A 12839-nucleotide genomic window follows, 5' to 3' on the forward strand; every position below is an offset into this window, starting at 1 on the left:
GTGGCTGACCGGTTGCGGCTCATGGCGGTGCACGCGCACCCCGACGACGAGTCGAGCAAGGGTGCGGCGACGATGGCGAAGTACGTGGCGCAGGGCGCCGACGTCCTCGTCGTCTCGTGCACCGGTGGCGAGCGCGGCGACGTGCTCAACCCCAACCTCAAGGACGACGCCCACATCCTGCGCGACCTCGCCCAGGTCCGGCGCGACGAGATGAAGCGGGCGCAGGAGATCCTCGGGGTCCAGCACACGTGGCTCGGGTTCGTCGACTCCGGGCTGCCCGAGGGAGACCCGCTGCCGCCGCTGCCGGACGGCTGCTTCGCCCTCGAGCCCCTCGAGGTCACCACCGAGGCGCTCGTGCGCGAGATCCGCCGGTTCCGCCCGCACGTCGTCACGACGTACGACGAGAACGGTGGCTACCCCCACCCGGACCACATCATGACCCACACCGTCTCCATGGCGGCCTTCCTCGCCGCCGGCGACCCCACGGCATACCCGCACGCGGGCGAGCCGTGGCAGCCGCTGAAGCTCTACTACAACCAGGGCTTCTCCAAGGCGCGCATCATCGCCTTCCACGAGGCCCTCACCGCCCTGGGCGAGGAGAGCCCGTATGCCGAGTGGCTCGAGCGCTGGGAGGACCGGCCCGAGCGGGTGGTCACCACGCGGATCCACTGCTCCGACCACTTCGACCAGCGCGACCAGGCCCTGCTCGCCCACGCGACGCAGATCGACCCGGACGGCGCCTGGTTCAAGGTGCCGCGCGACGTGCAGGCGAAGGTGTGGCCGACGGAGGAGTACGAGGTAGCCCTGTCGTACCTGCCGATCGCCGAGGGTGAGGACGACCTGTTCGCCGGCATCCCCGACGCCGCGGCCGGTGACGCGCTCGCGACCCAGTCCGGCCTCGAGTTCGTGTACGACGGACGCAAGGAGTCGACGCTGTGAACGGCGCCCCGTCCTCGCTGGTGTCACCCGGCCTCTGGGGCTTCTTCGCGTTCTTCCTGCTGGGGTTGGCGCTCTACCTGCTCATGCGCAACATGAACGCCCGGATGCGCCGGATGTCCTACCGCTCCGAGGAGCTGGCCCGCGAGGCCGAGCAGGAGCGCGCCGCAGACCGGGAGCGCAAGGGCAAGGGCTCGACCCCGACCGAGGGCGGCCAGGGGGCCGAGGGTGACGCCGGTCGTGCGAACGGCCCGGCGTCCGGGGAGTCCCCGTCCGCCGAGCCGCAGCAGTAGGCGAGCGCGCAGCCGGCCGTCAGGCCGAGGCGTGCATGCCGTAGACGGTCATCGACGCGGCGATGTAGTGGACCGCGAAGGCGGCCACCGTCAGCGCGTGGAAGATCTCGTGGAACCCGAACCAGCGCGGTGAGGGGTTCGGCCGCTTGATGCCGTAGACGAGCGCGCCCGCCGTGTAGAGCAGGCCGCCGACGGCGATGAGGGTCACGATCGCCGGGCCCCCGAAGTGCAGCAACGGGCCGAGGTAGAACACGGCCACCCAGCCCAGGGCGACGTACACCGGTGTGTAGAGCCAGCGCGGGGCGCCGACCCAGAACACCCGGAACAGCACGCCTGCGACGGCGCCGATCCACACGATGAGCAACATCGTCTTCGCCTGCGCCGGAGGCAGGATCAGGGCGAAGGGCGTGTAGGTGCCCGCGATGATGAGGAAGATGTTGGAGTGGTCCATCCGCTTCAGCACACCGGCCACGCGGGGTGACCAGTTGCCGCGGTGGTAGACGGCAGAAGTGCCGAAGAGCAGCCACGCGGAGATCGAGAAGACCACGGCGGCGACCCGGCCGGAGGTCGTCGGCGCCAGGGCGATGAGCACGATCCCGGCGGCGACCGCCAGGGGGACCATGCCGGCGTGCAGCCAGCCGCGCAGGTGCGGCTTGACCGCAGCGACGACCGACTCGACAGGTCCCTGCTCGGAGCGGGGGGCGGGTGCCGTTGTCATGCACCCCATCGTAACCTACGGTCGCGTAGGTTACTAAGTCGTAGGTTGTGGCGTCGGCCTCACCAGGAGGCTTTGCGTGCTTTGTCCGACGAAGCCGTGCTCGTCGAAGACCTCGGCCCGGGCGAGCCCCGCGGCGCCCCCGGCGATGGTGGTCGCGGCACGCATCCCGATCCACGGACCCGACGCCTCGCGGACGACGTGGGCGGTCAGCTCGGTGTTCATGAACTGCCACCGGGTGATGTCCAGCGCGGCGCTCACGCCGGAGGCCGAGTCCACGCAGACGAGCATCCGCTGCAGCGCTGACAGCTCCTCGCCGGGCAGCAGCCCCATCCTCGGGCGCATCCACACCGTCGCCGGCCCGGCCTCGCCGAGCGCCCCCTCGACCCAGCGCCACTCGACGGCGTCGAGGTAGCCCCGGTGCCAGCCCGGCGGCACCGGGTGCTCGTGGCCCGCGGCGGGCCCGGGAGGCGTCGCCGGCAGGCCCACCCGGGGCCCGTCCTGGGACCTCGGGACCAGCCACAGGGCGGCGCGGGCGACGTCCCGGTCGCCGGCCAGGTCGGTGAGGCGCACCTCGACGAGCTCCACCGAGCGGCCGGGTCGCACCACCTCGGCGCTGGCCCGCAGGCGCCCGACCGGCACCGGGCCGAGCAGGTCGCAGGTCACACGGGACACGACCCGCTCCTCGCCGGCCAGCCGCCCGGCCTCGCGGGCCATCAGCGCCATCGGCGGTCCACCGTGCTGGGCGTCCGGCGACCACGGCCCCGCCGTGTGGCGGCTGGAGGTCACCGTGCTGCTCCCCGGGCCGCTGTCGTCCAGGGAGTAGAAGGAGTCGGCGGAGCGGTCGTCGGACGGCGGGGACATGGCAGGCATCCTGCCCCACCCGCCCCCGGGGACAGGGGTAGCGTGGTGCGGTGCACGGACGTCCGTCCTGCGAGCCTGCGAAGGAGTGACCGTGGCGTTGTCCGACCTCCTGTACGCCGCGTACGAGCGACGACTGAGCCGTCGCCTGCAGCGTGAGTCGCTCCCGCGCCACGTCGGGGTCATGCTCGACGGCAACCGGCGCTGGGCCAAGGCCCGCGGGCACGGGACCAAGGAGGGCCACCAGGCCGGGGCAGACAACATCGCGAACTTCCTCGACTGGTGCGAGGAGGCACGCGTCGAGGTCGTGACGCTCTGGCTGCTGTCGACCGACAACCTCAGCCGTCCCGCCGCCGAGGTGGTCCCGCTGTTGTCGATCATCGAGAACACCGTCTCCGACCTCGCCGAGACCAGGCGCTGGCGGCTCAACCCGGTGGGCTCGCTGGACCTGCTGCCGGCCGAGACGGCCCGGCGGCTCAAGGAGAGCGCCGACCTGACCGAGGACGTCGACGGCATGACGGTCAACGTCGCCGTCGGCTACGGCGGGCGGCAGGAGATCACCGACGCCGTGCGCTCGATGCTCACCTCCCACGCGGCGAGCGGCACGACCATCGAGGAGCTCGCCGAGACGCTGCAGGTCGAGCACATCGCCGAGCACCTCTACACCAAGGGCCAGCCAGACCCGGACCTGGTGATCCGCACGTCGGGGGAGCAGCGGCTGTCCGGGTTCCTGCTGTGGCAGAGCGCGCACAGCGAGTTCTACTTCTGCGAGGCCTACTGGCCCGACTTCCGGCACGTCGACTTCCTCCGTGCCCTGCGCGCGTACTCCGAGCGGAACCGGCGCTTCGGCGGTTGAGCCGGCGGCGCGCCATACCCGCTCCGGGGGTGCGGCGAGGGTGTCGGCACAACGTCGGAGGACGTCCTCCGACCAACGGGTTAACTCTGCGTGACACGCCGCGAGCCTTCCTTCCCCGGGGTCGGGTGAGTCGTACCGTCGGCAGTGACGCGGAGCACCCGTTCCGCGTTCGGGGAGGCCAACCTATGGAGCAGATCCAGCTCCGGGCGGAGGGTCGGAACCGGCCCCACCGTGGTGGGTTGGCCTGGTCCCGGCACCTCGTTCGCGAGTAGGCGCACCGCGCCGAAGCGCGCGCTGTGCCAAGGAGAGACATTGGCCTCGAACCACGACACCACCCGTCGCACCTCGACCAGCTCCGCAACCACCTCGGCCAGCGCTGCGACCGCCACCTCGGCCGCACCGCGCGTCGCTCCCGCACCGAAGCGCCGGAGCAAGGGTCGAACGCCGGCCTTCCGGACCTTCGTGCTCGACACCTCGGTCCTCCTCTCCGACCCGAAGGCGATGCTGCGGTTCAAGGAGCACGAGGTCGTCCTGCCCGTCGTGGTCGTCACCGAGCTCGAGGCCAAGCGGCACCACCCGGAGCTCGGGTACTTCGCCCGGCAGGCGCTGCGGCTGCTCGACGACATGCGCGTCCGCGAAGGACGTCTCGACGCGCCCGTGCCCGTCGGTGACCACGGGGGCACGCTGCGGGTCGAGCTCAACCACACCGACCCGAGCTCCCTGCCCGCCGGCTTCCGCCTCGGCGACAACGACACCCGGATCCTGGCGGTGGCCAAGAACCTCTCCAACGAGGGCTTCGACGTCACCGTCGTGAGCAAGGACCTGCCGATGCGGGTCAAGGCCTCCGCGGTGGGTATGGCGGCCGAGGAGTACCAGGCCGAGCTCGCCGTCGACTCCGGCTGGACCGGCATGGCCGAGCTCGACGTGACGGTCGAGGAGATGGACGCGCTCTACGAGCACGGCCGGATCGAGAACGCCGCAGCCGCCGAGATGCCCTGCCACACCGGGCTCGTCCTGCTCTCGCCGCGGGGAAGCGGCCTGGGGCGGGTCGGCGCCGACAAGCAGGTGCGCCTCGTCCGCGGTGACCGGGACGCGTTCGGGCTGCACGGCCGCAGCGCCGAGCAGCGGATCGCGCTCGACCTCCTGCTCGACCCCGACGTGGGCATCCTGTCGCTCGGTGGCCGGGCCGGCACCGGCAAGTCGGCCCTCGCCCTGTGCGCGGGGATCGAGGCGGTGATGGAGCGCCGACAGCAGCGCAAGGTCGTCGTCTTCCGCCCGCTCTACGCCGTCGGCGGCCAGGAGCTCGGCTACCTGCCCGGCAGCGAGCAGGAGAAGATGGGGCCCTGGGGGCAGGCCGTGTTCGACACCCTCGGCGCACTCGTGTCGCACGAGGTGGTCGAGGAGATCATGGACCGGGGGATGCTCGAGGTCCTGCCCCTCACCCACATCCGCGGGCGCTCGCTGCACGACGCGTTCGTCATCGTCGACGAGGCGCAGAGCCTGGAGCGCAACGTGCTGCTCACGGTGCTCTCACGCATCGGCCAGAACTCCCGTGTCGTCCTCACCCACGACGTCGCCCAGCGCGACAACCTGCGGGTCGGCCGCCACGACGGTGTCGCCGCGGTGATCGAGGCGCTCAAGGGGCACCCGTTGTTCGCCCACGTCACGCTCACCCGCAGCGAGCGCAGCCCCATCGCCGCGCTCGTGACCGACCTGCTCGAGGGTCTCGAGGTCTGAGCCCACGGCCCGGGGCGCCGCGCCCGGCCCCCACCACCGGTCACCGTGACGGTGGTGGGGGCCGGGGCGTCGCCGTCGCGACCCGGGCCGGATCACGGTGGGGGGTAGGGCGCGTGGCCCGCCGGCTGCGCGCCATACCGGGTCGTGCGCTGCCTCACGCCCAGACCGGGGTGCGACTCGGACGAACGGGCCATTCTGGCGCCCCACCCGTCACAGACGTCACTCAGTACACCGATTCGGGCACCGGCGATTTCGGGAGAGGGTGGGTACTCAGGTAAGGTCTCGGTTTCATAACGCGCTGGTGTGAAGGCAGGGTCCGGCGCATCCCCCCGGCACCAACGAGGCCACCCACACGGTGGCCTTTTCCTTGGAGGAACCTGTATGAGCCAGCCCTACCAGGGTCGTCACCGCCATGCGGCGACCCCCGGCAGGAAGCCCTCTCGCTCCTCGGGGCTCACCCGATCCCTGCGCCGCCCGGCCGTGACCTCCAGCCTGCTGCTGGCCGTCGTCGCGACCACGGCCGCGGGCTACCAGGCCACCGACCAGCGCCAGACCGGCACTGCGGCCTTCACCGTGAGCACCGAGGCGATCGCGCAGGCGAACGAGCTCGCCGACGCGCAGATCGAGGACACCGCGCGCCTCGCGACCGACCGCAACGACACCAACGCGAGCTTCGCCGCGGTGCAGGAGAAGGACCGCCAGAAGGCCGTCGCCGCCGAGAAGGCAGCCGCGCAGGCTCGCCGCGAGGCCGCTGACAAGGCCGCCCGCGACAAGGCCCGCAAGGCCCTCGAGGCGAAGAAGCAGGCGCTGATCGAGAACGCCCAGGCGGACCCGCGTTCCGCGGCCCGGGCGCTGCTCGGCGACTACGGCTTCGACGAGAGCCAGTGGAGCTGCCTGGACAACCTCTGGCACGGCGAGAGCGGCTGGAACTTCAAGGCCGAGAACTCCTCGTCCGGCGCCTACGGCATCCCGCAGTCGCTGCCCGGCTCGAAGATGGGCACGATCGCCTCCGACTGGCGCAGCAACCCGGTCACCCAGATCAAGTGGGGCCTGCAGTACGTCAAGTCCTCCTACGGCACCCCGTGCGCCGCCTGGGGCGCGTGGCAGAGCCGCTCCCCGCACTGGTACTGAGCCCAGCACCCACCAGCATGGAACGCCGCCCCGGTCACCGGGGCGGCGTCCTGCGTATGGCGCGGACGAGCTAGCGAGGCGGGCGGGTCATCGCGAGCACGTCGAGGGCCTCGTCCAGCTGGGCCTCGGTGAGCTCGCCCCGCTCGACGTGCCCGCGCTCGAGGACCACCTCGCGGATCGGGCGCCGCTGCGTGATCGACTGCTTCGCCACGGCCGCCGCCGCCTCGTAGCCGATGAACCGGTTGAGCGGGGTGACGATCGAGGGGGAGCCCTCGGCCAGCTCGCGGGCCCGCTCGCGGTCGGCCTCGATGCCGTCCACGCAACGGTCGGCGAGCAGGCGTGCGGTCGCGGACAGCAGGGTCGTGGACTCGAGGACGGCCTGCGCCATGACGGGCAGCATGACGTTGAGCTCGAACGCCCCCGAGGCGCCGGCGACCGTGATGGTGGTGTCGTTGCCGATGACCCGGGCGCAGGCCATCAGGGTCGCCTCGGGGATCACCGGGTTGACCTTGCCGGGCATGATGCTCGAACCGGGCTGCAGGTCGGGCAGGTGGATCTCCCCGAGACCACTACGGGGGCCCGACGACATCCAGCGCAGGTCGTTGCAGATCTTGGTGAGGCCGACGGCGACGACCTTGAGCGCGCCGCTCAGCTCGACGACGGCGTCCTGGGCCGACTGCGCCTCGAAGTGGTCGGCAGCCTCCCGGAAGTCGACCCCGGTGCGCTCGCTGACCTGCCCGATGACCGCCGCAGCGAACCCGGGGGCGGCGTTGAGGCCCGTGCCGGCAGCCGTGCCACCCAGGGGCAGCTCTGCCGTCGCCCGGGCCGCGGCGACGACCCGCTCGGCGCCCAGCTCCACCTGGCGGGCGTAGCCGCCGAACTCCTGCCCCAGCGTCACCGGGACGGCGTCCATCAGGTGGGTGCGCCCGGCCTTGACCACGTCCGCGAACTCCTCCTCCTTGGCCCGCAGGGCGCGGGCGAGGTGGAGCAGGGCCGGGGCGAGCTCGTGGTGCACGGCCAGGGTGGCGGCGATCCGCAGCGCGCTCGGGAAGGTGTCGTTGCTGGACTGGCCGGCGTTGACGTGGTCGTTCGGGTGGACGGACGCGCCGGTGGCAAGGTGGGCGAGCCGGGCCAGCACCTCGTTGACGTTCATGTTGGTCGACGTGCCCGACCCGGTCTGGAAGACGTCCACGGGGAACTGGTCGTCGTGCTGCCCGTCGGCGACCGTGTCGGCGGCCTCGGCGATGGCGTGGGCGAGGCCACGGTCGACGACCCCGAGGTCGGCGTTCACCCGGGCCGCCGCGCCCTTGAGGAGCGCCAGGGCGTGCACGACCCCCGGCGGCACCGGCTGGCCCGAGATCGGGAAGTTCTCGACCGCCCGGGCGGTCTGGGCCCCCCAGAGGGCGTCGACCGGCACCTCGACGTCGCCCATCGAGTCGTGCTCGGTGCGCGTGGCCGGGGGCGCGGCAGGCGCTGCCGCCACGAGGTCGGAGGTGGGCGGGGTCGGGTCGGAAGCAGGCTCCATACCTGCCATTGTGCGCGTCAGAGCTTGCGGAGGCGGATCCGGCGGACGCTGTGGTCCTTGCCCTTGGAGAGGACCAGGGTCGCTCGGCTGCGGGTGGGCAGGACGTTCTCGCGCAGGTTGACCTCGTTGATGTCGGCCCAGATCTGCGCGGCGCGCTCGCGGGCCTGCTCGTCGGTGAGCGCGGCATACCGGTGGAAGTAGGAGTCGGGGTCGGCGAAGGCGGTCTCGCGCAGGCGCAGGAAGCGCTCGACGTACCAGTGCCGGATGTCCTCGAGGTGGGCATCCACGTAGACGGAGAAGTCGAAGAAGTCGCTGACCGCCATCCCCGTGCGGCCGTCCGCCTGCAGGCGCGGCGCCTGGAGGACGTTGAGCCCCTCGACGATGAGGACGTCGGGCTGGTGCACGACCACCTGCTCGCCCGGGACGATGTCGTAGGTCAGGTGCGAGTACACGGGGGCCACCACCTCGGCCTTGCCCGCCTTGACCTCGGCCACGAACCTCAGCAGCGCCCGTCGGTCGTAGGACTCGGGAAAGCCCTTGCGCTGCAACAGGTTGCGACGTTCGAGCTCGGCGTTGGGGAAGAGGAAGCCGTCCGTCGTGATCAGCTCGACCCGGGGGGTGCCCGGCCAGCGGGACAGCAGCTCCTTCAGCAGGCGGGCCGTCGTGGACTTGCCGACGGCGACCGACCCGGCCACCCCGATGACGAACGGGGCCTTCGCGGGGCGCTCGCCCAGGAAGTCGCTGGTGATCCGGTGCAGTCCCGCGGTGGCGCCGACGTAGAAGTTGAGCAGCCGCGAGAGCGGCAGGTAGACGTCCTCGACCTCCGCGAGGTCGATCCGCTCGCCGAGACCCTGCAGCCGCGCGACGTCGCCGGCGTCGAGGTTGAGGGGATGGTTCTCGCGGAGCCTCGCCCACGCGGCTCGGTCGAGCTCGACGTAGGGCGACGGGAGGGCGGCCTGGCCCGTGGCGGGATGCGTCACGGGCGCCATTGTCGCCCACCGACCACGCCGCCCGTGCGCAGCCGGGGTCACCGGCGCGGTGGTGCCCCGCTGATGCCGTCGGTCGGCGGTCGGGCCGTTAGGCTGCACCGCATGTGTGGAATCGTGGGATACGTCGGTCCGAACGCCGACGGCAAGGCCCTGGACGTCGTCATGGAGGGCCTGGCCCGCCTCGAGTACCGCGGGTACGACTCCGCGGGCGTGGCGCTGGTCACGAGCGACGGGGTGTCGAGCGAGAAGCGGGCCGGCAAGCTCGTCAACCTCAAGGACGCCCTCGCGGCCGACGACCTGCCCGGGTCGACGACCGGCATCGGCCACACCCGCTGGGCGACCCACGGCGGCCCGACCGACCAGAACGCCCACCCGCACCGCGGTGGCGACGACGGCAAGCTCGCCCTCATCCACAACGGCATCATCGAGAACTTCCACTCCCTCAAGAAGGGCCTGCTCGCCGAGGGCGTGATCTTCGAGAGCGAGACCGACACCGAGGTCGCCGCGCACCTCGTCGCCCGGGCGTATGCCGAGACCGGTGACCTCACCGAGGCGATGAAGGCAGTCGTCAACACCCTCGAGGGCGCCTTCACCCTGCTCGCGGTCCACGCCGACAGCCCCGGCGTCGTCGTCGGCGCGCGCCGCAACAGCCCGCTGGTCGTCGGCCTCGGCGAGGGCGAGAACTTCCTCGGCTCCGACGTCGCCGCGTTCATCGGCCACACCCGCCACGCGCTCGAGCTCGGCCAGGACCAGATCGTCACGATCACCCCCGACGCCTACGAGGTCATCAACTTCGACGGCACGCCCGCCGAGGGCAAGCCCTACGAGGTGACCTGGGACGCGGCCGCCGCCGAGAAGGGCGGCTACGCGACGTTCATGGAGAAGGAGATCCACGAGCAGCCCCACGCCGTGGGCGACACGCTCCTGGGCCGCACCGACTCCGACGGCCGGCTCGTGCTCGACGACATGTCGACCACCGAGGACCAGCTCAAGGACGTCGACCGCATCATCATCGTCGCCTGCGGCACCGCCGCCTACGCCGGCATGGTCGCCAAGTACGCCATCGAGCACTGGACCCGCATCCCCGTCGAGGTGTCGCTGGCCCACGAGTTCCGCTACAGCGACCCGATCGCCAGCGAGCGGACGCTCGTCGTCTCGATCAGCCAGTCCGGCGAGACGATGGACACCCTCATGGCCGTGAAGCACGCCCGCGAGCTGGGCGCCATGACCCTGAGCATCTGCAACACCCATGGGTCGACCATCCCGCGCGAGTCCGACGCGATCCTCTACACGCACGCCGGTCCCGAGATCGCGGTCGCCTCGACCAAGGCCTTCCTCGCGCAGATCACCGCCTGCTACGTGCTCGGCCTCTACCTCGCCCAGCTGCGCGGCGGCACGTTCGCCGACGACGCCCAGTCGGTGATGAAGGAGCTGCACGAGATCCCGGCCAAGCTCGAGGAGCTGCTCGGCCGGATGGACCGCGTCAAGGAGATCGCCCGGTTCATGGCCGACACGCGCTCGGTGCTGTTCCTCGGCCGCAATGTCGGCTACCCCGTCGCCATGGAGGGTGCGCTCAAGCTCAAGGAGCTCGCGTACATCCACGCCGAGGGCTTCGCCGCCGGCGAGCTCAAGCACGGACCGATCGCCCTCATCGACGCCGGCCAGCCGGTGTTCATCGTGGTGCCCGGTCCCGGCACGCCGCACGAGCTGCACAAGAAGGTCGTCTCCAACATCCAGGAGATCCGGGCCCGGGGCGCCCGCACGATCGTCGTCGCCGAGGACGGCGACGAGGACGTGCTGCCGTTCGCCGACGAGGTGATCCGCGTGCCCGCCACGTCGCCGCTGCTCGCGCCGCTGCTGACCGTCGTCCCGCTGCAGGTCTTCGCGCTGCACCTGTCCACGGCCAAGGGCCTCGACGTCGACCAGCCGCGCAACCTCGCGAAGAGCGTCACGGTCGAGTGATCGCGCACAGCCGATGATCGTCGGGGTCGGGATCGACGTCGTGGACGTCGAGCGCTTCGGGCAGACCCTGGAGCGCACCCCCGGCCTGCTCGACCGGCTGTTCACCGACGAGGAGCGGTCCCTGCCGCTCAACTCCCTGGCGGCGCGGTTCGCGGCCAAGGAGGCGCTGGCCAAGGCGCTGGGCGCCCCCGTCGGCCTGAACTGGCAGGACGCCACCGTCCGCCGGGGTGAGGACGGTCGTCCGCACCTGCAGATCACCGGCACCGTGGAGGCGCGGGCGGAGGCGCTCGGCGTGCACGCCTGGCACGTCTCCCTCTCGCACGACGCCGGCATCGCGTCCGCCGTCGTCATCGCGGAGGGCTGAGGTGCTCCGCGCGTACTCCGCCGAGGCGGTCCGCTCGGCCGAGGCCGCCCTGATGGCCACGCTCGACGACGGCGAGCTCATGGCTCGGGCCGCGTGGGGGCTGGCCGAAGTCTGCCGGGCCCGCCTCCGGGACGGTGGGGGCAACCGGGTCGTCGTCCTCGCCGGCCCGGGCAACAACGGCGCCGACGCCCTGTATGCCGCGTCCCACCTCGCTGACGACGGTGCGGACTGCGTTGCGCTGCAGGGTTCGTGGCCCCTGGCGATCGGTGACACCGCCTCCTGGGCGGCGGCGGGAGTGCGCGTCCTGGGTCCCGACGAGGACTGGTCCTCCGCCCTGGCCGGGGCCGACCTCGTCGTCGACGGGATCCTCGGCATCGGTGGTCGCCCCGGCCTGCCCGACGAGGCAGTCGCCTGGGTCGATGCGCTGCCGCCCGACGCCTATGTCGTCGCCGTCGACCTGCCCTCGGGCCAGGACCCCGCCGGGGAGGCCGTCGCGGACGGAGGGGTCTTCGCCGACGAGACGGTGACCTTCGGGGTGGCCAAGCCCGTGCACGTGCTCCCGGCCACCCAGGCCTCCGTCGGACGCCTCACCATCGTCGACATCGGGATCGAGCTCGACGGCGCCCCCGAGGTCGAGCGACTCGACTTCGCCGACGTGGCCAGGTTCTGGCCCGTGCCGCACGCCAGCGACGACAAGTACTCCCGTGGTGTCCTCGGGGTGGTGGCCGGTGGTGAGGACTACACCGGGGCACCCGTGCTGTGCTGCACCGCGGCCGTCGGCGCGGGCCTGGGCATGCTCCGCTACGTCGGCACCGCAGCACCGACCGCGCTGGTGCGGGCGGCGGTGCCCGAGGCGGTCATCGGTGACGGCCGGGTCCAGGCCTGGGTGGTCGGCCCCGGCCTCGACACGGCCTCACGGGCTGCCGGGAGCAAGGCCCAGCTCGACGTCGCGCGGGCGGCGCTCGCGTCCGACCTCCCCGTCCTCGTCGACGCGGGCGGCCTCGACCTCGTCCACGACCGCCGCGACGCCCCCACCCTGCTGACGCCCCATGCCGGTGAGCTGGCCCGGCTCCTGAGTCGGCTCGAGGGTGCCGACGCCGCCGAGGTGACCCGTGAGCAGGTGCAGGCAGCACCCCTCGCGCACGCCCGTCGGGCTGCTCGGCTGACCGGTGCCACGGTGCTGCTCAAGGGCGCCACCACCCTCGTCGTCCCGCCGGAGGGCCCCGTCCGTTCGCAGGACGACGCGCCGCCCTGGCTGGCGACGGCCGGAGCAGGTGACGTCCTCGCGGGGGTGTGCGGAGCACTGCTGGCCGCCGGGCTCTCTCCGGTGGACGCCGGATCGCTCGGGGCGCTGGTCCACGGTGTCGCCGCCGACCGGGCCAACCCGGGCGGTCCGGTGCGCGCGCTGGCCGTGGCGCACGCCATACCCGGGACCGTGGCGCACCTGCTCACCCGCTGAGGGGACGTTCG

Annotated in this window: 12 protein-coding genes; 8 read left to right on the top strand and 4 right to left on the bottom strand. The window is 72.2% G+C overall.

Annotated features, from left to right (window positions below):
• Together mca and ASC58_RS04910 are read left to right on the top strand one after the other, a co-directional pair.
• On the top strand, window positions 1–939 hold the full coding sequence (gene mca / locus ASC58_RS04905) for a mycothiol conjugate amidase Mca (protein WP_056918825.1): 939 nt from the start codon (window positions 1–3) through the stop codon (window positions 937–939).
• On the top strand, window positions 936–1229 hold the full coding sequence (locus ASC58_RS04910) for a hypothetical protein (protein ID WP_056918560.1): 294 nt from the start codon (window positions 936–938) through the stop codon (window positions 1227–1229). Before mca ends, ASC58_RS04910 begins: the two co-directional genes overlap by 4 nt.
• A 19-nt stretch (window positions 1230–1248) precedes the next feature.
• Here ASC58_RS04910 and ASC58_RS04915 read toward each other — a convergent pair whose 3' ends face one another.
• Together ASC58_RS04915 and ASC58_RS04920 are read right to left on the bottom strand one after the other, a co-directional pair.
• On the bottom strand, window positions 1249–1947 hold the full coding sequence (locus ASC58_RS04915) for a hemolysin III family protein (RefSeq protein ID WP_056916610.1): 699 nt from the start codon (window positions 1945–1947) through the stop codon (window positions 1249–1251).
• Between the two features lie 33 nt (window positions 1948–1980).
• Window positions 1981–2808, bottom strand: a complete 828-nt coding sequence (locus ASC58_RS04920; protein WP_082552974.1) for a thioesterase family protein — start codon at window positions 2806–2808, stop codon at window positions 1981–1983.
• Window positions 2809–2899: 91 nt separating this feature from the next.
• Between ASC58_RS04920 and ASC58_RS04925 the strand changes: the two genes are divergently transcribed.
• From ASC58_RS04925 to ASC58_RS04935, 3 genes are all read left to right on the top strand, one after another.
• Window positions 2900–3661, top strand: coding sequence for an isoprenyl transferase (locus ASC58_RS04925; RefSeq protein WP_056916611.1), 762 nt, complete (start codon window positions 2900–2902; stop codon window positions 3659–3661).
• Window positions 3662–4162: 501 nt separating this feature from the next.
• Window positions 4163–5398 carry a PhoH family protein gene (locus ASC58_RS04930; protein WP_235529131.1) on the top strand — a complete coding sequence of 412 codons (1236 nt, stop codon included), beginning with the start codon at window positions 4163–4165 and terminating at the stop codon, window positions 5396–5398.
• 381 nt (window positions 5399–5779) lie between these two features.
• On the top strand, window positions 5780–6529 hold the full coding sequence (locus tag ASC58_RS04935; protein ID WP_157598367.1) for a hypothetical protein: 750 nt from the start codon (window positions 5780–5782) through the stop codon (window positions 6527–6529).
• Between the two features lie 70 nt (window positions 6530–6599).
• On the opposite strand, the gene ASC58_RS04940 is transcribed toward ASC58_RS04935, so the two are convergent.
• Window positions 6600–8054, bottom strand: a complete 1455-nt coding sequence (locus ASC58_RS04940; protein ID WP_082552977.1) for an aspartate ammonia-lyase — start codon at window positions 8052–8054, stop codon at window positions 6600–6602.
• Window positions 8055–8071: 17 nt separating this feature from the next.
• Window positions 8072–9043 (bottom strand): type I pantothenate kinase, encoded by a 972-nt coding sequence (coaA, locus tag ASC58_RS04945; RefSeq protein WP_056916612.1) that lies wholly within the window; start codon window positions 9041–9043, stop codon window positions 8072–8074.
• Between the two features lie 102 nt (window positions 9044–9145).
• Between coaA and glmS the strand changes: the two genes are divergently transcribed.
• From glmS to ASC58_RS04960, 3 genes are read left to right on the top strand one after another with little or no spacing between them, the layout of a single operon-like run.
• On the top strand, window positions 9146–11005 hold the full coding sequence (glmS, locus tag ASC58_RS04950; protein ID WP_056918830.1) for a glutamine--fructose-6-phosphate transaminase (isomerizing): 1860 nt from the start codon (window positions 9146–9148) through the stop codon (window positions 11003–11005).
• 13 nt (window positions 11006–11018) lie between these two features.
• Complete coding sequence (locus tag ASC58_RS04955) at window positions 11019–11369, top strand: holo-ACP synthase (RefSeq protein ID WP_056916613.1); 351 nt, start codon at window positions 11019–11021, stop codon at window positions 11367–11369.
• Window position 11370: 1 nt separating this feature from the next.
• Entirely contained in the window at window positions 11371–12828 is a 1458-nt protein-coding gene (locus tag ASC58_RS04960; protein WP_056918561.1) for a bifunctional ADP-dependent NAD(P)H-hydrate dehydratase/NAD(P)H-hydrate epimerase, read from the top strand.
• Window positions 12829–12839: the final 11 nt, after the last annotated feature.

Origin of the sequence: Phycicoccus sp. Root101 (assembly GCF_001426245.1) — a bacterium.
Lineage (GTDB): Bacteria > Actinomycetota > Actinomycetes > Actinomycetales > Dermatophilaceae > Pedococcus.